16 protein-coding genes are annotated in these 18,730 nt (G+C 67.3%); 7 read left to right on the top strand and 9 right to left on the bottom strand.

Going from position 1 to position 18,730, the window contains the following annotated elements:
- Window positions 1-192 precede the first annotated feature (192 nt).
- From IEY21_RS10105 to IEY21_RS10095, 3 genes are read right to left on the bottom strand one after another with little or no spacing between them, the layout of a single operon-like run.
- A complete protein-coding gene (locus tag IEY21_RS10105; protein WP_188904011.1) occupies window positions 193-531 on the bottom strand; it encodes a YraN family protein in 339 nt (112 codons plus the stop codon).
- A 19-nt stretch (window positions 532-550) separates the two neighbouring features.
- Entirely contained in the window at window positions 551-1,222 is a 672-nt protein-coding gene (locus IEY21_RS10100; RefSeq protein ID WP_373290504.1) for an HAD family hydrolase, read from the bottom strand.
- On the bottom strand, window positions 1,219-1,653 hold the full coding sequence (locus IEY21_RS10095; protein ID WP_188904009.1) for a putative dsRNA-binding protein: 435 nt from the start codon (window positions 1,651-1,653) through the stop codon (window positions 1,219-1,221). The genes IEY21_RS10100 and IEY21_RS10095 overlap by 4 nt, the downstream gene beginning before the upstream one ends.
- 30 nt (window positions 1,654-1,683) lie before the next feature.
- Between IEY21_RS10095 and IEY21_RS10090 the strand changes: the two genes are divergently transcribed.
- Together IEY21_RS10090 and IEY21_RS10085 are read left to right on the top strand one after the other, a co-directional pair.
- On the top strand, window positions 1,684-2,199 hold the full coding sequence (locus tag IEY21_RS10090; protein WP_188904007.1) for a hypothetical protein: 516 nt from the start codon (window positions 1,684-1,686) through the stop codon (window positions 2,197-2,199).
- Window positions 2,200-2,373: 174 nt separating this feature from the next.
- Complete coding sequence (locus IEY21_RS10085) at window positions 2,374-3,636, top strand: uracil-xanthine permease family protein (RefSeq protein WP_188904005.1); 1,263 nt, start codon at window positions 2,374-2,376, stop codon at window positions 3,634-3,636.
- Window positions 3,637-3,777: 141 nt separating this feature from the next.
- Here IEY21_RS10085 and uvrB read toward each other — a convergent pair whose 3' ends face one another.
- Both uvrB and IEY21_RS10075 read right to left on the bottom strand, forming a co-directional pair.
- Window positions 3,778-5,793 (bottom strand): excinuclease ABC subunit UvrB, encoded by a 2,016-nt coding sequence (uvrB, locus tag IEY21_RS10080; RefSeq protein WP_188904003.1) that lies wholly within the window; start codon window positions 5,791-5,793, stop codon window positions 3,778-3,780.
- Between the two features lie 159 nt (window positions 5,794-5,952).
- On the bottom strand, window positions 5,953-6,855 hold the full coding sequence (locus IEY21_RS10075) for a LysR family transcriptional regulator (RefSeq protein ID WP_188904001.1): 903 nt from the start codon (window positions 6,853-6,855) through the stop codon (window positions 5,953-5,955).
- Between the two features lie 96 nt (window positions 6,856-6,951).
- On the opposite strand from IEY21_RS10075, the gene aceE reads away from it, so the two are divergent.
- The 3 genes from aceE (at window position 6,952) to IEY21_RS10060 (ending at window position 13,073) form a co-directional block, all read left to right on the top strand.
- Window positions 6,952-9,681, top strand: coding sequence for a pyruvate dehydrogenase (acetyl-transferring), homodimeric type (gene aceE, locus IEY21_RS10070; protein ID WP_188903999.1), 2,730 nt, complete (start codon window positions 6,952-6,954; stop codon window positions 9,679-9,681).
- Between the two features lie 87 nt (window positions 9,682-9,768).
- A complete protein-coding gene (gene aceF, locus IEY21_RS10065) occupies window positions 9,769-11,511 on the top strand; it encodes a dihydrolipoyllysine-residue acetyltransferase (protein ID WP_188903997.1) in 1,743 nt (580 codons plus the stop codon).
- A gap of 86 nt (window positions 11,512-11,597) precedes the next feature.
- On the top strand, window positions 11,598-13,073 hold the full coding sequence (locus IEY21_RS10060) for a UDP-N-acetylmuramoyl-L-alanyl-D-glutamate--2,6-diaminopimelate ligase (protein ID WP_188903995.1): 1,476 nt from the start codon (window positions 11,598-11,600) through the stop codon (window positions 13,071-13,073).
- A 205-nt stretch (window positions 13,074-13,278) separates the two neighbouring features.
- On the opposite strand, the gene IEY21_RS10055 is transcribed toward IEY21_RS10060, so the two are convergent.
- The gene (locus IEY21_RS10055; RefSeq protein WP_188903993.1) at window positions 13,279-14,331 is read right to left on the bottom strand and encodes an aminopeptidase; all 1,053 of its coding nucleotides are present in this window, start codon (window positions 14,329-14,331) and stop codon (window positions 13,279-13,281) included.
- 83 nt (window positions 14,332-14,414) lie between these two features.
- Here IEY21_RS10055 and IEY21_RS10050 point away from each other — a divergent pair, with 83 nt between their 5' ends.
- Complete coding sequence (locus tag IEY21_RS10050; RefSeq protein WP_188903991.1) at window positions 14,415-14,669, top strand: DUF4142 domain-containing protein; 255 nt, start codon at window positions 14,415-14,417, stop codon at window positions 14,667-14,669.
- Between the two features lie 70 nt (window positions 14,670-14,739).
- Window positions 14,740-15,117, top strand: coding sequence for a cupin domain-containing protein (locus IEY21_RS10045; RefSeq protein WP_229753020.1), 378 nt, complete (start codon window positions 14,740-14,742; stop codon window positions 15,115-15,117).
- 187 nt (window positions 15,118-15,304) lie between these two features.
- Here IEY21_RS10045 and sufD read toward each other — a convergent pair whose 3' ends face one another.
- From sufD to sufB, 3 genes are all read right to left on the bottom strand, one after another.
- Entirely contained in the window at window positions 15,305-16,660 is a 1,356-nt protein-coding gene (sufD, locus tag IEY21_RS10040) for a Fe-S cluster assembly protein SufD (RefSeq protein WP_188903989.1), read from the bottom strand.
- A gap of 31 nt (window positions 16,661-16,691) precedes the next feature.
- Window positions 16,692-17,051: a VOC family protein gene (locus tag IEY21_RS10035; RefSeq protein ID WP_188903987.1), complete on the bottom strand. Its 360-nt coding sequence runs from the start codon at window positions 17,049-17,051 to the stop codon at window positions 16,692-16,694.
- Window positions 17,052-17,234: 183 nt separating this feature from the next.
- Window positions 17,235-18,641: a Fe-S cluster assembly protein SufB gene (sufB, locus tag IEY21_RS10030; protein WP_188903985.1), complete on the bottom strand. Its 1,407-nt coding sequence runs from the start codon at window positions 18,639-18,641 to the stop codon at window positions 17,235-17,237.
- Window positions 18,642-18,730: the final 89 nt, after the last annotated feature.

The following is an 18,730-nucleotide window of genomic DNA, read 5'->3' as shown; positions in this document are numbered from 1 at the left end:
TCCATTCTCAAGCGGTCATCCCGTGGGATGGCCGCAGATATTTTGCGTCTCTCTCGCTCGTTTCACGCTCGGTTGTCATGCACCGCGCCTCGCTTGAGGCTCAGAAAAGATACAGGCCTTTCCCAAAACTGTCAACCCCTGTCCTCCTGAAGTTGCTTGAGGCTCCGCCACACCACCCCAGGCCACCCACCCTCAGTCAACGAAAAACAGCGTGAGCGTCCCGCTTTTTGCCCCTCCCTCAATGGTCAGCACCTCCAGCCGGCACCCCACTTCCTGCCCCACTTCACGGGCGAGATAACTCAGGACGGCCCGCCGCATCAGGGCCAGCTTGCGGGGGGTCACGCTCTCGGCTGCGCTGCCATAGCGGTCTGTACGCCGCTGACGGACCTCCGTGAACACCAGGGTGCCGTCCGCTTCCCGGGTGACGAGGTCAATCTCGCCGCCTGGAATGCGGTAATTCCGCGCCAGCACCTCACGGCCCAACGCCTGCAGGTGGAGGGCCGCGCGGTCCTCGGCATCGGCACCTTTCATCCGGTTTGCCTCACCTCAGCTATTCCAGCCAGTCCGGCCAGGCCGTGAAATCCGGTACGGTCAGCGCCGCTCCGGCCGCCTGCAGGTCCTGGGCGACTGCGGTGGTGGTCAGGGCCACGACCCGGCAGCCTGCTCTCGAGGCGCTGCGCACCCCGTTCACCGCGTCCTCGTGGGCCAGGCACGCGGTGGCTGCCAAACCCAGCCGCTGCGCTCCAAGCAGAAACGGCTCAGGGTGGGGTTTTCCCCGCGTGACGTCCTCTCCCAGCACGCGGGGACCAAAGCGGTGCCCCAGGCCCAGCGCCCGCATTCCGAACTCGACGTTGGTGCGGTCGGCACTGGTAACCAGGGCATAGGGAATTCCCCGCTCCTCCAGGGCATCCAGGTAGGGACTCAGGCCCGCAACCTCCTGCAGCGCGCCGTGGGCCAGCTCGCGGTAACGGCCCTCCTTGGCCTCGTGAAAGCGTTCCAGCACCCCGGCGTCCGGGTACCGGCCGGTGAGACGCTCGATGATCTCGGGATTGCGTCCCCCGTCCACCTTGGTATCGAGGTCATGATCGGTGAGGGTCAGGCCGAGCACCGTGGCCGCCACCTCCTGCCACGCCTGGCGGTGAAAGGTGTTGTTGGCGGTCAGAACTCCGTCCATATCAAAGAGCACCCCCGACGGGCGCCACGGCCAGGCGGTCGCGCTCACGCCTGCTCCGGACCGTGACCCAGTTCTTCCAGCAGGTCGCGGTAGAGCCGCGCGGCGTCCTGGCGTACCTCATCGAGCGTGGTGTCCTCGGGGGCGAGTTCCAGCGCCGTCTCCAGCGCCGCCTGAAGCACAGAGGAATAGATGGGCCAGCGGTCCGGCTCCACGGACCCGGAAGGCGGTTCAGCGGCACCCTCTGGGTCCGTCCGCCCCCCTGCCTCGGCGTCCAGCACCTGCAAGGCCGATTCTGCGGCCAGCCGCTCGGCCTCGCGCTTGCTGCGGCCCTGGCCTCCCTCACCCAGCACCCGGCCACCCGAGAGCACCTGCACCTGAAATGACCGCTCGTGCGGCGGGCCATACACGGTGGCCTCGAAAACAGGCGTTCCCCGCCCCTGAGCCAGCAGCCGCGCGATCAAGTCCCCCTTGGCATTCATGCCCCCCAGTATGGCGCGCTACGCTGCCGCATGCGCCTGTCTTTGGCCCTCCTGACCGCCTGTGCCCTGGCCCCGTGGATGGGAGGGTTCCAAGCAGCGGCCAGCGCCCCCCCAGCCTCTCCCCTGCAGCCGGGTCAGGTCTGGACACTGGAGGCGCTCAGTGCCGATGGCGAGCAGTTTCTCACCACCCTGCGCCTGAACGGAGGCGCGCCGCAGCTACACAACGGCACCGCCACCTACCCCGCAGACCGGGGAACGCTGCTGCTGGATCAGGAACACACCTCGCTGATCGCGCTGGACCTTGCCGATGCCCGGAGCGGCGGGCTGGCCCTCGCCTGCGCCTACATCGGTCCACTGGAGGGAGAGGTGTTTGACGGCGTGCTGGCAGTCACCACCCTGAATGCCCTGCCCTCCATGCTGGAGACGGCCCTGGCGGTCGCGAGCGTGACGCGGACCCCACAGGAGCGCGCCGAGGCGAGTGCCGAACTGCGGCTCGGCCGCTGCACCCTGCGGCGGCAAACACCCACGGATTCCGCCGGGCGCTGACGGCTCGGGGCCAGCCGGGTGCGCTACCGTGGGTACCCGGAACAATTCGTCTGCCTGGGCCTTCCTGTCTGTACCGAGGTCCTCGTCTTCCATGACGCACGCGCTGCGGAAGACCGGGAGGACGGACCCGGATGGGAACGAGGCTCCGGTGGGCCGGCTCTGGAGGCTGCACGCATGACATACACCCCACCATCCCCCTCTTCTTCCCTGTCTCCTGCCCGGCGGCTGGTGCTGGGAGCCCAGCACTCGGTGGCCATGTTCGGCTCGACCATCCTCGTTCCGATTCTCGTGGGGCTGCCCCCCAGCGTGGCGCTGTTCGGGGCCGGCGTCGCCACCCTGATTTTCCACCTGCTGTCGGGGGGCCGCGTCCCGATTTTCCTGGGATCGAGCTTTGCGTTTATCGCTCCCACCGCCCTGGTGGTCAAGGAATTCGGCCCCGCCGCCGCCGGGGGCGGACTGATCGCCGCCGGCCTGATGTACCTGCTGTTCAGCGCGCTGGTCAAGCTGTTCGGCACCGGACGGCTGCTGCGCGTCTTTCCGGCAGTGGTCACCGGGCCGGTCATCATCGTGATCGGCCTGGGTCTGTCCAGCGTGGCAGTGGATCAGGCCAAGTCGAACTGGTGGCTGGCCCTGGCAACCCTGGCCTCGGCGGTGGTCGCCAGCGTGTATGGCCGCGGCCTCTTCCGCATGCTGCCCATTCTGATCGGCGTGGTCGTGGGTTACCTGATCGCGCTGCTGACCGGACAGGTGACTCCCGCCGCCCTCGACGCTGTCCGCGCCGCACCGCTGCTGGGCTGGCCGGACTTTCATGCCCCCGCGCTGGACTGGCGGGCGGTGGCAATCATCGCGCCCGTGGCGGTGGTGACCTTTATCGAGCACGTGGGCGACGTGATCGTGAACGGCCGGGTCGTGGGCCAGGACTTCCTGAAGACTCCAGGGCTGAGCCGCACCCTGTTCGCCGATGGCGTGGCGAACATGAGCAGCGCCGCGCTGGGCGGCCCCGCGGCCACCACCTACGCCGAGAACACCGGCGTGCTTGCCCTGACCCGGGTATACGACCCCGCCATCCTGAGGATCGGGGCCGTGTTCGCCATGGCGTACGGCTGCTCGCCCAAGCTCGCGGCGGTGCTGCAGGGCCTGCCCCAGGGAGTGCTGGGCGGCGTGAGCATTCTGCTGTTCGGCATGATCGCCAGCGTGGGCATCCGGACGCTGGCCGAGGCGAAGATCGATTTCGCCCACTCGCGCAACCTGATCATCGTCTCGCTGATTCTGGTGCTGGGGCTGGGCGGCGCGACCTTCCCGGTGATGGTGGGGGGCACCACCCTGAACCTCTCGGGCATGGCGCTGGCCGCCGTGGTGGGCATCGTGGCAAACCTGATCCTGCCGCTGCAGCGCCCGGAAGAGGATCCGGAAGGGCCCCGGAAAATGCTGAACTGAGTGCCTGGCGTGACCGCGCGAACACCCACGGGCCCTCAACCGCGAGCCTTCAGGAGAAACTTCAGGAGAAAAGCCGCCCCCCGGTTCTGGGAAGGCGGCTCCTCTTTGCCAATCTGTTTGCTTGCCTGAACAGCAGGGCGATCAGCGGCGGCCCCGGCTGCGGACCTTCTGACCGGGCACGGTCGCCTGCTTGAACTCCTTGCCCTGCAGCTTGGCCTCGATGGCGCGGATCTGGTCGCGCAGGCTGGCGGCCCGCTCGAAGTCCAGATCCTCGGACGCCTGCCACATGTCGAGTTCCAGATCGGTGAGTTGCGCGCTCAGGGCGTCACGGTCGTTGCCCACGCTGGCACTGCCCACCTCCTCGGGTTGTTCCTCACCGCGAATCACGTTGCGCACCCCCTTGATGATGGTGGTAGGCGTGATGCCGTGTTCCTCGTTGTAGGCCACCTGCTTCTCGCGGCGGCGGCTCGTCTCCTCCATGGCAAAACGCATGGCGGGTGTAACGGTGTCGCCGTACAGGATCACCTCGCCGTTGACGTTGCGGGCGGCGCGCCCGATGGTCTGGATCAGGGCGCGCTCGGAGCGCAGGAAGCCGGGCTTGTCGGCGTCCAGAATGGCGACCAGCGAGACCTCGGGCAGGTCCAGGCCCTCGCGCAGCAGGTTGATGCCCACGAGCACGTCATAGTGGCCCAGCCTCAGGTCGCGGATGATCACCTGACGCTCGACCGAGTCAATGTCCGAGTGCATGTACCGCGCCCGCACGCCTTTTTCCAGCAAGTACTCGGTCAGGTCCTCGGACATGCGCTTGGTCAGGGTGGTGACCAGGGTGCGCTCGCCGATGCCGGCGCGCTGCCGCACGCGCCCCAGCAGGTCCTCGATCTGGCCCTGGATGGGCCGCACCGTCACGGGTGGGTCGATCAGGCCAGTGGGGCGGATGATCTGGTCGGCCACGCCGTCGCTGACCTCACGCTCGAAAGGGCCCGGCGTGGCCGAGACGAACACGACCTGCCCGGTCTTGGACATGAACTCATCGAAGTTCAGGGGACGGTTGTCCATGGCCGAGGGCAGCCGGAAGCCGTAATCCACCAGCGTCTGTTTGCGGGCGCGGTCGCCGTTCGCCATTCCGCCGATCTGCGGCACGGTCACGTGCGACTCGTCAATGAAGGTCACGAAGTCGTCGTTGAAGTAGTCGAGCATGGTGTACGGCGTCATGCCCGGCGCGCGCCCGTCGATGTGGCGCGAGTAGTTCTCGATGCCCGAGCAGTAGCCGAGCACCTTGAGCATCTCCAGGTCGTACAGGGTGCGTTCCTTGAGGCGCTGGGCCTCAAGCAGCTTGCCGGTGGATTTGAAGTACTCCAGGCGCTGTTCGAGTTCCTCCTGAATGGTCACGATGGCGCGCTCGATGTTGCCCGCGCTGGAGACATAGTGCTTGGCCGGATACACCACCGTGGCATCAAGTTCGGCGAGACGGTCGCCGGTCAGCGGATGCACCACGCTGACGCGCTCCACGTCGTCGCCCCAGAGTTCGATGCGCAGCGGCTGCTCGTCGTAGGCGGGCCAGACCTCGATCATCTCGCCCTTGACCCGGAAACGGCCCGGCATCATCTCGATGTCGTTGCGCTCGTACTGCATGTTCACGAGGCGTCCCAGGATCTCGTCGCGGCCCACCGCCTCGCCCTTCTTGAGAATCAGGTTCAGGGCGGTGTATTCCTTGGGATCGCCCAGTCCGTAGATGCACGACACCGAGGCCACCACGATGGTGTCGCGCCGGGTCAGCAGGCTGCGGGTGGTGGAATGGCGCAGGCGCTCGATCTCCTGGTTCACCGACGCATCCTTCTCGATGAACAGGTCCTTGCCCGGCACGTAGGCCTCCGGCTGGTAGTAATCGTAGTAGGAGATGAAGAACTCGACGGCCGCGTCCGGGAAGAACTCGCGGAACTCCGAGGCGAGCTGCGCGGTCAGGATCTTGTTGGGGGCCATGATCAGCGCCGGGCGCTGGGTTTCCTCGATCACCTTGGCCATGCTGTAGGTCTTGCCGGTGCCCGTGGCTCCCAGCAGGGTCTGGAACCTCAGGCCGGACTCCAGGCCGCCCACCAGGGAGCGGATGGCAGTGGGCTGATCGCCGGACGGCGTGAAGTCGGATTTCACCTTGAGCATGCATACCCTCCAGGAAGGCTCGAGCAAATGGGACGGCTGAACTCTGAACGCACCCTTCAGTTTACGCCCTGGACAGAAGAGCGTGCTAGGTCAGATGACGTATACAGAACCTTCAGGGAGGCCCGGCCCTCCTGGTCTCCTGCCGCCGGGGCGGGGCTGTTACGCCCGCTCCGGTTCCTGCCGGCCCAGCATCTCGCCCGCCACTCCCAGAAAGGCCCGCACCACCGGATTGCGTCCCTCGTCGCGCCGCCACACCGCCACGATCTCCACCACCGGGGCGTCCTCCAGCGGACGGTAGACCACGCCCGGCAACGACAGCCGGCTGAAGAACTCGATGGGCAGGAACACCCCCACGCCCGCCGCGACCAGCGACAGCAGGGTGGGAATCTCGATGGCCTCCTGCACGACATTGGGGGTAAAGCCGGCCGAGGCGCACCAGCGCATCACCTGATCAAAGTAGGTGGCGCGCAGCTGCCGGGGAAAGAACACGAACGGTTCGGGGGCGAGGTCCGCAATGCGCAGGCGGCGTTTGCGGGCCAGCGGGTGGCCGGCGGGCAGAGCCGCCACCAGGGGTTGCTGCCACAGGGGCCGCGAATCCAGGTTGGGGGCCCGCACCGGCAGCAGCATCAGCCCGATGTCGATGGTGCCGCCGCGCAGCCCCGCCTCCTGCTCCTGGGCGGTCAGCTCGCGCAGGTCCACGCTGACGTTCGGGTACAGCTCGCGGAAGCGGCGCACGATCTCGGGCAGCCCGCCAAAGGCCAGCCCGCTGACAAAGCCCACGGTCAGGCGGCCCACCTCGCCCCGCGCGGCGCGGCGGGCCCGTTCCACCGTCTGGGCCGCAAGCGAGAGCGTCTCGCGGGCGCCCACCAGAAATTCCTGGCCCGCCGGGGTCAGCTGCACCCGCCGGGTGGTCCGCAGCACCAGCGGCACGCCGACCTCCTCTTCCAGATTGCGCACGCTGTTGCTCAGGGCCTGCTGAACCACAAAGACGCGCTCGGCGGCCCGCCCGAAATGCTCCTCCTCGGCCAGCGCGACGAAGTGACGCAGGTGACGCAGCTCCATGTGCCGTTCAGCTTGACAGATTCACGCCTGTGCGTGGTCAATCCCTTCATAACATCCTGTTGGAAGTGTGGAAGGGGCGGGCATACACTGCACGGTATGACAAAACCGCCGCCCAACCGCCCGCCGCGTGCGGGGCTGCCCCCCCAGGAGCGCGAGTCGCTGAACAGCGTGGAGACGCAGGAATGGCTGGATTCGCTGGCCTACGTGTTCGCCGACGCCGGCGACAACCGCGCCGCGCAGTTGCTGGAGGAACTCGACCACTACGCCTACTTTCACGGCGCACCCATTGAGTTCAAGCAGAACACCCCGTACATCAACACCATTGATGTCGAGGCGCAGCCCGAGTACCCCGGCGACGTAGCGATGGAGCGCAAGATCCGCAACATCATCCGCTGGAACGCCGTGGCGATGGTCGTGCGCGCCAACAAGCAGTCCGACGGCATCGGCGGCCACCTCAGCACCTACGCCTCGGCCGCCGAGCTGCTGGAGGTGGGCTTCAACCACTTCTTCCGCGGGCAGGAAGCCGGGCAGGACCGCGACCTGGTGTTCTACCAGGGCCACGCCAGCCCCGGCGTGTACGCGCGTTCGTTCTTGGAGGGCCGTTTTGACGAGGCCCGCATGAACCGCTTTCGCCGCGAGCTGAGCAAAGAGGGTCCGGGCCTGAGCAGCTACCCCCACCCGTGGCTGATGCCCGACTACTGGGAATTTCCCACCGTGAGCATGGGGCTGGGACCGATCCAGGCGATCTATCAGGCCCGCTTTATCAAGTACCTGGAAAACCGGGGCCTGAAGCCCAAGGGCGACGCCCGCGTGTGGGCCTTCCTGGGCGACGGCGAGATGGACGAGCCGCAGAGCATCGGCGCGATCCGCTTCGCAGCCTACGAGAACCTCGACAACCTGATCTTCGTGCTGAACGCCAACCTGCAGCGTCTGGACGGTCCGGTGCGCGCCAACTCCAAGGTGATTCAGGAGTTCGAGGCGCTGTTCCGGGGCGCGGGCTGGAACGTCATCAAGGTGATCTGGGACGGCAAGTGGGACGAGCTGCTGGAAAAGGATTACAACGGCGAGATCGTCAAGCGCTTCGAGCTGCTGGTGGACGGCGAGTCGCAGCGCTACGCGGCCTTTGGGGGCAAGGAGCTGCGCGAGAAGTTCTTCAACACCCCCGAGCTGCGCGCCCTGATCGACGGCTGGAGCGACGCCGATCTGGAGCTGCTCAACCGCGGCGGCCACGATGTCCACAAGATCTACGCGGCGTACAAGGCCGCCACCGAGCATAAGGGCAGCCCCACCATCATCATTCCGCGCACCGTCAAGGGCTACGGCCTGGGCGAGAGCGCGCAGGCCCGCAACGTGGCCCACCAAGTCAAGAAGCTGGACTTCGAGAGCCTGAAGAACCTGCGTGACGCCCTGGAACTGCCGCTGAGCGACGAGCAGGTCGAGCATCTCGAGTACTACCATCCCGGCGAGGACAGCCCGGAGGTGGCCTACACTAGGGAGCGCCGCGCCGCGCTGGGCGGATTCATTCCCGAGCGCCGGGTGGAGTACCCGCACCCGAGCATCCCCGACGGCGAGTTCTACGAGGAATTCGCGGCGGGCAGCAAGGGCCGTGCGGTCAGCACGACCATGGCCGCCGTGTCGATCATGAGCAAGCTGCTGCGCGACAAGGAAATCGGCAAGCTGATCGTGCCCATCGTGCCCGACGAGGCCCGCACCTTCGGCATGGACGCCCTCGTGCCGCGCATCGGCATCTACAGTCCGCGCGGGCAGACCTACACGCCGGTCGACAGCGGCTCGCTGATGGCCTACAAGGAAAGCATTGACGGCCAGATGCTGGAAGAAGGTATCACCGAGGACGGCGCGATGGCGTCGTGGATCGCCGCCGCGACGAGCTACGCCAACCACGGCGTGCCGACCATTCCCTTCTATGTGTTCTACTCGATGTTTGGCATGCAGCGGGTGGGCGATCTAGTGTGGGCCGCCGCCGATCAGCGCGCGCGCGGCTTCCTGCTCGGAGCGACCGCCGGGCGCACGACCCTGGCCGGCGAGGGTCTGCAACATCAGGACGGCAACAGCCTGCTGCAGGCGTACGTGGTGCCCAACCTCAAGGTCTATGACCCGGCCTTTGCCTATGAACTGGCCGTGATCATCGAGAGCGGCATCCAGCGCATGTACGTGGACGGCATCGACGAGTTCTATTACGTCACGGTGGACAACGAGAACGAGGTGCAGCCCCCCATGCCCGACGATGGCCGCAGCCATCAGGAAATCCACGACGGCATTATCAAGGGCATGTATCTGTTCCAGCGCAGCCCGAACAAGAAGGCCAAGCTGCGTGCCCAGCTGCTCGCCAGCGGCCCGGCGATGGGCGCGGCGCAGGAGGCCGTCGGGATGCTCGAGGGCTACGGAGTCGCCGCCGACCTGTGGAGCGTCACCAGCTACAAGGAGCTGCATCAGGACGCCCTGCTCACCCAGCGCCACAACATGCTGCATCCACAGGACAAGCCGAAAGAAAGCTACCTCGCCTCACAGCTCACGGTGCAGAACGCCCCCGGCGTGCTGATCAGCGTCTCGGATTACATCAAGCTGGGGGCGGACGGCCTGAACGGACACCTGGACCGCAAGCTGTGGACCCTGGGCACCGACGGCTTCGGGCGCAGCGAGGCGCGCGAGGAACTGCGCGACTTCTTCGAGGTGGATGCCCGGCACGTTGTTCTGGCGACGCTGTACGCCCTGCAGCGGGACGGCAAGGTCCGGGGCGAGGTGGTGGCCAAGGCCATCGCCGATCTGGGCATTGACCCCGAACGCGACGCACCCGTGCTGCGCTGACCCCCAACGGTGGGTGGGGAGGGAACACAAGTTCCGCCCCTCCGCCCTGGACCACCTTCCATCACCATCTCTACCAAGGAGCCTTCCATGGCGACAGAACTGAAACTCCCCGACGTGGGGGACAACATCGAGAAAGGAACCGTTGTGACCGTGCTCGTCAAGGCCGGCGACACCATCAATGAGGGCGACCCGATCATCGAGATCGAGACCGACAAGGCCGTCATCGAGGTGCCTGCGGGCGCCGGCGGCACGGTGGAGGATATCAAGGTCAGCGTGGGCGACACCGTGAACGTGGGCGGCGTAATCCTGACCCTGGGCGGTGAAGGCCAGGCTCCGGCATCCGAGCAGGCTGCGCCCGAACAGAAGGCGTCCATACCGGCAGCCGCGGCGCCCCAGGCTCCCGAACAGCCGCAACCCAGCGCGCCGGCTCCTGCCGCCGGGGGCAGCACTCCCGTGACCCTGCCGGACGTGGGCGACAACATCGAGCAGGGCACGGTGGTCACCGTGCTCGTCAAGGTGGGCGACACCATCAAGGAAGGGGACCCGGTCATCGAGATCGAGACCGACAAGGCCGTCATCGAGGTGCCTGCGGGCGCGGGCGGTACGGTGCAGAGCATTGCGGTGGGGGTGGGCGACACCGTGAAGGTGGGCGGCACCATCCTCACGCTGGGCGGGAGTCCGGCCCAGGGCGGGGGCAACGAAGCGGCGGCGACGGAGTCCAGCGCCACCGCCGCAGATGCCGGGACGGCCCAGAGGGTCGCCCAGGGACAGCAGGCCGCCCAGAAGGCGCAGCCGGCGCCACAAACCGCTGCGGGCCACGCCCACGACGGACTGCCCGCCGCGGCCGGGGCCACCACCCAGGCGCCCGGCGCGCAGCGCCCCTACAACACCCAGACCTTCGATGGGCGCACGGTGGTGCCCGCCGCGCCCAGCGTGAGGCGGCTGGCGCGCGAGATCGGCGTGGACATCCACGACGTTCACGGCAGCGGCATCGCCGGCCGCATCAGCGAGGAGGACGTGCGCCGCAGCGCCGGAACGCCCACCCAGCCGCCTGCCGCAGCCGGAGCCGCTCCAGCCACAGCTCCGGCCCCGGCGGGGACGGCTCCGCTGCCCAATTTCGAGAAGTGGGGTACGGTCCAGCGCGAGGACATGTCCGGCATCCGCAAGGCCACCGTGCGCTCCATGACCGCCTCGTGGTCCACCATCCCGATGGTCACCCACTTTGACAAGGCAGACGTGACCGCCATGGAAGAAACCCGCAAACGCTTCGGCGCGCGGGTGGAAAAGGCGGGCGGCAAGCTCACCATGACCCACATCCTGATGAAGGTCGTGGCGAACGCCCTGCGCCAGTTCCCCAAGTTCGGCGCGAGCCTGGACCTGGCCGCCGAGCAGGTCGTGTTCAAGAACTATGTGAACATCGGCGTGGCGGTAGACACCCCGGTGGGGCTGCTGGTCCCCGTGGTCAAGGACGCCGACCGCAAGAGCATCACCGAACTCGTGCTGGAGCTGAGTGAGCTGGCCGGCCGGGCCCGCGAGCGCAAGCTCAAACCCGACGAGATGCAGGGCGCGACCTTTACCATCTCCAACCTGGGCGGCATCGGCGGCCACGCCTTTACGCCCATCGTGAACAGCCCCGAGGTGGCCATTCTGGGCGTCTCGCGCGGCGGCATGGAGCCGGTGTGGAACCGCGAGAAGGGCGAGTTCGAGCCGCGCAACATGCTGCCCCTGAGCCTCACGTACGACCACCGTCTGATTGACGGCGCGGACGCGGCCCGCTTCGTGCGCTTCATCGCCGAGGCGCTGGAAGATCCCTTCCTGATCTCGCTGTAGGCTCCTCCCCGCAAACACCACGGCAACACCCAGGCCCCCGCCAGATTCAGCGGGGGCTTTTCACGTGGGCTGCTACTCTCCTGGGCATGCGCCTGCCCGCCCTCGCCGCCGCCCTGAACGTCTCCCCCACCCCGGGCTCCACCCTGCCCGACCTGCCGGTGCGCGGCGTGACCCACAACGCCGCCTGGGTCGAACCGGGCTTCGTGTTCGTGGCGATTCGCGGAGCGCGCTTTGACGGCCACAGTTTCCTGAGCGACGTGGCGCAGCGGGGCGCGGTTGCCGTGATCGGCGAGGGAATGGCGGACGGACAGACCGCGGCGCTCCCCTACCTGACCGTGCCCGACGCGCGCGCGGCTCTGGCCGACGCGGCCGCGGCGCTGGAACAGCACCCCAGCCGGGAGCTGCGCGTGGTGGGCATCACCGGCACCGACGGCAAGACGACCACCGCGTGGCTGACCCGCCATCTGTTGCGCGCATCGGGCCTGCCCACCGGTCTGCTCAGCACCGTGGGCTACGAGCTGCCCGACGGCGAACTGCGCCACTTTCCCGCCCACTTCACGACGCCCGAGGCCCCGCAGGTGCAGGCGACCCTGCGCGAGATGGTCACGGCCGGCGCTCGGGCAGCGGTGCTGGAAGCGAGCAGCCACGCCCTCGCGCTGGACCGGGTGCGCGGCGTGGCCTGGGATGTGGCGGTCTGGACCCACCTCAGCGCCGAGCATCTGGACTTTCACGGCACGCTGGACCGCTACTTCGCGGACAAGCGGCGCCTGATCGAGCGCGCTCCCTTCGCCGTGCTGAACGCGGACGATCCGTGGACGGCGCAGCTGCGCGGCGTCGCTCCGCAGGAAACGACCTACAGCGCTGCGGGCGCCGAAGCCGGGTGGCGGGCCACCGGGGTCCGCGAGACGGCGGACGGGCTGCACTTTCGCCTGCACTCGCCCCAGGGGGAGGCAGACGCCCATCTGCCCATGATCGGGCGCTTCAATGTGGCGAACGCGCTGGCTGCTCTGGCGGCAGCGTCGTGGTGCGGAGCCACGCTGGAACAGCTGCTCGCCGGGCTGGCAGCGTTCCGGGGCGTCCCGGGGCGCATGGAGCGGGTAGCAGCGGGCGCCGACGCTCCGCGCGTCATCGTGGATTTCGCGCACACGCCGCCGAGCCTGGAAAAAGTGCTGGAGATGCTGCGGGCCACCACCCCGGGCCGCCTGTGGGTGTTGATCGGCTCGGCCGGGGGCCGGCGCGATCCGGGCAAGCGTGCGCCGCTGGGAGAGGTGGCGACCCGGCTGGCCGACCACGCCGTCTTCACCGAGGAGGACCACCGCGAAACGCCGCTGGCCGACATCCTCGCCGAGATGGAAAGGGGCGCGCGGGAAGCGGGGCGGGACAACTTCACCTCCATCGGCGACCGGCGCGAGGCCATCCGGCACATCGTCGCGGCCGCGCGGCCCGGCGACACCGTGTTGCTGGCCGGCAAGGGGCCAGAAGATACCCTGGAACGCACCGACGAGACCCTGCCGTGGAACGAGGAAGCCGAGGCGCGCGCGGCGCTGGCGGCCCGGGCGTAACCGCGGGGAAAGTGAATTGTCCGGGAAACCGGTGCAGACCGGGGAAGACCGGCCGCAATTCCCTGTGCGGACGCGGCGCTCCCGGCTGCCCGGTGTATCCGGCGGCGGAGAACCCGAACATGTTCAGATACGGGCGTCACGGCCCCGAGCAGCACGGCCTAGAAGGCAGGTGTGCGGACCCGGGTGAGATGAACGGCGGGGGCAGTTATTCCCCGCGCAGACACGAGGCCCGCTGTGCGGCGGACTGTGCGGCACATGCCCGGGCCGCCTCGACAAAAGCGGGAATGTTCCCCCCGTGGCGGTCCAACAGTGCCAGAAACTCCGGTACCAGGGTTGCGTAGGCCGCCACCGCCCCCAGCGAGGCATTGTTCGCTCCCCGCGCAAACCAGCCGTCGTAACCCGAGTAGCCGCCCCAGCTGTCTTTGAGGGCCACGTAGCGGGTGTTCAGGTCGGCCAGAATGGCTGCCTTGCGGGTCTGGACCTCCGGGGCGGGCAGGGACCGGGCGTACAGGGCTTCCAGCTCGCCGCGGGTCTGCAGCAACAGCGCCTCGAACCCCCCCGCGCGGTGCTGGGCCAGCCGGTCGGCCTCCCGCAACCCGGGGGTGCCGTGCGCGGCCAGCCAGCGGCGCATACCCGCCTCCTCCACCGCCGTGGCAAAGGACTCGTTAAATACGGTGTCGTCCTTGACGTACAGCGCTGGATGGGCCAGCTCATGAATGACCGTGCGGATCACGGTGGCGTCGGAGGCAGCGAGCATGGTGGACAGCACCGGGTCATTGAGGTATCCCAGCGTGCTGTAGGCACTGACGCCTCCCACGCTCACGTCGTCGCCGGCGGCGCGGCGCTGATCGGCGTAGGCCCGCGCGTCTGCCTCATGGAAGTAGCCCCGGTAGCCCACACAACCCGCAATGGGAAAGCAGGAGGTTTGCAGCTGGATGCTGTCGGGCGCAGCAGAAAAGACGTTCCAGACCACCGCGGGTCGCCCCACGTCCACATACTTCTGAAAGGAGCCGTGGTCGGGCAGGCCCAGGTCGTGCAGGGCAAACGCCCGCACATCCGAAGCGAGCTGCAGCTTGCGGCGCACCCCGGCGTCGGTGGTGGGGTCGGCGAGCACCTCCGCCACCGGCCGGGCCCGGCGCAGCAGGTCCAGCTGCCCGCCGGCCGCCTGTGCCAGGTAGCGGACCTCCGAGCATCCGGCCAGCAGCAGGCCCAGGCCCACCGCCCCGACGAGCAGCGCCAGTCCCCTAGCGCCCCGCATGACCGTCCTGTTTGATGCAACGGCGGCCACGCGAACGCAATCCCGGATGAAGACCCAGACCCATGGCCCATGCTAGCCAGAAAGTGGGCAGGACACTGCGACGGCAGCCGGGTCCAGGTTCGCCACCGTCGGCATCCCGCCTGCTCGGAAACAAGCTCGCCACCCTGTCCGGGGCCGCTTTTGACGCTGAGTACAAGAAGGTCAGACGACCCTCCCTGCATCTGATCAGGACCCACCTCACCTTCGGCCAGGATGCCCAGATGCTGGCCTACGCGGCCAGCATCGAGCCGGTGGTTGCCACATACCTGCAGATGGCCCAGGCCCTGCCCGGCAACTGACCGCCGGGTATCTTCAGTCCTGAAAGCCGCCTTCATCCGGGCGCCTCTTTGCTATCGGTACCCTATCCAGATGGCCGCACGTGTTCCAGAACAGCTGACGCTGCCTGCCGGCGGTGTGGTGCCCAACAACTCCCGGCCCGCCGTGCTGTACCGCGCCGCGCTGGCGGAACATAGCCCCGACCAGATCGAGGAGTATCTGGCTGCACGCGGCTGGACCGGGGCCTGGCGCAACGGCATCTATGCCTTTCACCATTACCACTCCACTGCCCACGAGGTGCTGGTGGTGGTACGCGGTCAGGTCCGGGTGACCCTGGGCGGCGAGGGGGGCACGTCGCTGCACCTGACAAGCGGTGACGTTGTTCTGCTCCCGGCTGGAACGGGACACCGCAACGACGGCGCCAGCCCCGACCTGCTGGTGATCGGGGCCTACGCTGGGGGTCGGGACTGAGATGTGTGCCGACCGGAACATACGGATGTGGTGGCGGCGCGGGAACGCATTAAACGGGTGCCCGGATGGAACCAGGAACCGGCCTGACCCCTGAACTCCTCCCCCTGGGGTTTTAAAACACAGGCGCCACCAGCTCCATGAAGCAAGGCTGGCGGCGCAGTCCGTCGGCGCGGTTAAGCGTGGGGGCTCAGGCGGCGCCCACCTTCTCGGCGATGATGCCCTCGATGTACTTCACGACGCTCTGCAGCGGCACACGCCCCAGAACGTCTTCCAGGAAGGCTGTGACGAGCATCTTCTCGGCCAGCTCCCGCCGGATGCCGCGCGATCCCAAGTAGAACATGGACTCGGCGTCCACCGGGCCGGTGGTCGAGCCGTGGGAGCAGCGCACGTCGTTGGCGTTGATCTCCAGCTGCGGCACGCTGAAGTTGCGGGCCTCGCTGGACAGCATCAGGGTGCGGTGCTTCTGGTACGCATCGGTCTTCTGGGCACCCAGATCCACCTTGATCATGCCTGAGAACACGCCCACGGCCTGATCGTCGCCCACGCCCTTGTACAGCAGATCGCTGTAGGCGTTCGGCGCGGCGTGGTGCTGCAGGGTGTAATGGTCGAAGTGCTGGTCCTCGTTGGCGAAGTACAGCGCGAGCATCTCGCTGCTCGACCCCTGGCCGCGCAGATAGCTCTGCATCTCGGTGCGCGAGAGCGTGCCGCCCATCGTCACGACCAAGCTGTTCAGGGTCGCGTCCTTGGCCACGTCCCCGCGCTGGCGCTGGATGTGGGTCACCCCCTTGCCCCAGTTCTGGATGGACACGTAGCGCAGACGTGCGCCGTCCTTCACGACGAGTTCCACCGCGCCGATCGCGTAGGTGCCGGGCAGTTCCTCGGAGTCCTGCTCGTCAATGAAGGTAACCTGCGCGTTCTCCTCGGCCACCACCAGCGTTCGGGTCGCCGTGAAGGTGCCGGCCTCGCTCATCACGCGGAAGGAGCCCAGCGGCAGCTCCACCTCCACGCCGCGCGGCACGTACACGAACGCGCCGTTGCTCCACAGCGCGGCCGCCAGCGCGGAGAACTTGCCCTCGCTGGGGTCGGGCGACTTGCTCGGCGTGGTGCCGGGGGCGGCGATGGTGGTGTCGTCGGGCACTTCAGCGGGCACCACGCTGTAGAGGTACTGCTGCACCTTGTCGGCGTGCTGTTCCACCGCCGTCTTGAGATCGGTGAAGATCACGCCCTTGGCGGTCAGTTCGGCCGGCAGTTCGGTGCGGTACACCACATCCGGCCCGTCAAGCACCAGGAAGGCGCCCACGTCGGTGCCCTGCAGGCGCTTTTGCACGCTGTCGGGCAGCTGCGACACGTCGGACACCACGTCGCGTTTGGGGTGGGGGCGCAGCTTGCCAAAGTCAATTTCCACCTGGGTGTATTTCCAGGCTTCCACGCCGCTGTGCGGCACTTCGAGGCTGTCGAACAGGTCAAAGCTCTGCTTGCGCTTGGCGGTCAGCCACTCGGGGCCGGTGTGGGCGGAGAGATGTTCATTGAGGGGTTGTGTCATGGGATCTCCGAAAGGGGGAGAGAGGGCGGGGTCAGCCGAGGAAGGATTCGACTTCCACCACGAAGCCGCCCGGTGTATCGAAGTAAAAGGTCAGCCGCCCATGGTTCTCGCTGGGAGGCGGGATGCTATAGCCACCGTCCGTGAGCTGCTGGTAGATGGCCCGCACCTGCTCGGGCGTGTCTTGCAGGAAGCCGATGTGAAAGACCCTGGGGTAGGTCACGTCGCTGGCCTTGAACACGGAGATGAGCGAACCGGCGTCGTCACGCAAAAAGGCCATCCGCTCGTTCAGGGGCATGCCCCCGCCCGCCGGACGCAGCCCGAAGTAGGTCTGGAACAGTTCCACAGTGGCGGGCACGTCGGTCACGCCCAGATTGATGTGGTTGAGTTTCAAACCAGCTCCTCACGGCACCTTTCAGGCCGTTCAAACTTCGGGGCAGCCCGGCAGACGCAGGCCCACCATGTGCCTGTGGGCACCCGGTGTGCCCCACCCCGGGACGTGGCCTCCGCTTCAGAAACAGTGCGTTCCAGAAGCGGGGCTCCGCTCAGGAGGGGCTCCGGACAGGCACCCTGGACCTCAGCCGACGGAGCCTTCCATTTCCAGCTCGATCAGACGGTTGAGTTCCACCGCGTATTCCAGCGGCAGCTCCTTGGCGATGGGCTCGATAAAGCCGCGCACGATCAGGCCCGCCGCCTGGTCCTCGCTCAGACCACGGCTTTGCAGGTACAGGATCTGCTCGTCGTTGATCTTGGACACGGTGGCTTCGTGGCCCACCCGGGCGGTCTTTTCCTCGATCTCGATGTACGGGTAGGTGTCGGTGCGGGCTTCCTCGTCAAGCAGCAGGGCGTCGCATTCCACGTTGGTCTTGGCGTTGCGCGCACCCTCGTAGATCTTGACCAGACCCCGGTAGCTGCTGCGGCCCGAGTCCTTGGAGATGGACTTGGAAACAATCGAGCCGCTGGTGTTCGCCGCAAAGTGAACGATCTTGGCCCCGGCGTCCTGGTGCTGTCCGCGCCCGGCCATCGCGATGCTCAGGACCTCGCCGCGCGCACCTTCTTCGAGCAGGTAGCACGCGGGGTACTTCATGGTGACCTTGCTGCCCAGGTTGCCGTCCACCCACTCCATCACGCCGTTGCCGTACACGGCGGCGCGCTGGGTCACGAGGTTGTAGACGTTGTGGCTCCAGTTCTGGATGGTGGAGTAGCGGAAACGCGCCCCCTCCTTGACCACGATCTCGATCACGCCGGAGTGGAAGGAATCGGAGCTGTACGCCGGGGCGGTGCAGCCCTCGATGTAGTGCGCCTGCGCGCCCTCGTCAATGATGATCAGGGTGCGCTCGAACTGACCGCTGCTCTCGGCGTTGATGCGGAAGTACGTCTGCAGGGGAATGTCCACCTTGACGCCCTTGGGCACGTACACGAAAGAACCGCCGCTCCAGACCGCGCTGTTGATGGCCGCGAACTTGTTGTCCTCGGGCGGCACGATGGTGGCAAAGTGCTCGCGGAAGAGCTCGGGGTATTCCTTGAGGCCGTCTTCGATGCTCAGGAAGACCACGCCCAGCTTTTCCCACTCCTCTTTGAGGTTGTGGTACACCATCTCGGATTCGTACTGTGCGCCCACCCCGGCCAGGGCGGCGCGTTCGGCCTCGGGGATGCCCAGGCGCTCGAAGGTGTTCTTCACGTCCTCGGGCACGTCGTCCCAGGAACGGGCGTTCATGCCCTCGGGCTTGATGTAGTAGTAGATCTCGTCAAGGTTCAGACCCGACAGGTCCGCGCCCCATTCGGGCATGGGCTTGGAGTTGAAGATGTCCAGCGCCTTGAGGCGGAAATCGAGCATCCACTGCGGCTCGTCCTTGGCCTTGGAGATCATCTCGACCACGTCGCGCCGCAGGCCCTTGGGGGCCTTGATGGCGTACTTCTCGGGGTTGCTCCAGCCGTATTCGTAGCCGTTGTTGATGTCTTTGACTTCGGGATTGATGGTCATGGGGTACTCCTCGGGGGTGCTCGGGGGGCGAAAAGGGCGAAACGCCAGGGAGTGGGAGGACCTCAGGGAACTGGCCCACCCTCCCCCGG

It is taken from the genome of Deinococcus aerophilus (genome assembly GCF_014647075.1).
GTDB classification, from domain to species: Bacteria; Deinococcota; Deinococci; order Deinococcales; family Deinococcaceae; genus Deinococcus; species Deinococcus aerophilus.
Note: the sequence above shows the minus strand (reverse complement) of the source record. Positions and strands in the feature narration are given on the sequence as shown.

Coding starts and splice junctions, on each gene's coding strand:
- IEY21_RS10075 (WP_188904001.1), bottom strand. CDS start 6,855: ATGGAGCTGCGTCACCTGCGTCACTTCGTCGCGCTGGCCGAGGAGGAG.
- sufB (WP_188903985.1), bottom strand. CDS start 18,641: ATGACCATCAATCCCGAAGTCAAAGACATCAACAACGGCTACGAATAC.
- IEY21_RS10045 (WP_229753020.1), top strand. CDS start 14,740: ATGGCCGCACGTGTTCCAGAACAGCTGACGCTGCCTGCCGGCGGTGTG.
- IEY21_RS10060 (WP_188903995.1), top strand. CDS start 11,598: ATGCGCCTGCCCGCCCTCGCCGCCGCCCTGAACGTCTCCCCCACCCCG.
- sufD (WP_188903989.1), bottom strand. CDS start 16,660: ATGACACAACCCCTCAATGAACATCTCTCCGCCCACACCGGCCCCGAG.
- IEY21_RS10085 (WP_188904005.1), top strand. CDS start 2,374: ATGACATACACCCCACCATCCCCCTCTTCTTCCCTGTCTCCTGCCCGG.
- aceF (WP_188903997.1), top strand. CDS start 9,769: ATGGCGACAGAACTGAAACTCCCCGACGTGGGGGACAACATCGAGAAA.
- IEY21_RS10090 (WP_188904007.1), top strand. CDS start 1,684: ATGCGCCTGTCTTTGGCCCTCCTGACCGCCTGTGCCCTGGCCCCGTGG.
- uvrB (WP_188904003.1), bottom strand. CDS start 5,793: ATGCTCAAGGTGAAATCCGACTTCACGCCGTCCGGCGATCAGCCCACT.
- IEY21_RS10105 (WP_188904011.1), bottom strand. CDS start 531: ATGAAAGGTGCCGATGCCGAGGACCGCGCGGCCCTCCACCTGCAGGCG.
- aceE (WP_188903999.1), top strand. CDS start 6,952: ATGACAAAACCGCCGCCCAACCGCCCGCCGCGTGCGGGGCTGCCCCCC.
- IEY21_RS10095 (WP_188904009.1), bottom strand. CDS start 1,653: ATGAATGCCAAGGGGGACTTGATCGCGCGGCTGCTGGCTCAGGGGCGG.
- IEY21_RS10055 (WP_188903993.1), bottom strand. CDS start 14,331: ATGCGGGGCGCTAGGGGACTGGCGCTGCTCGTCGGGGCGGTGGGCCTG.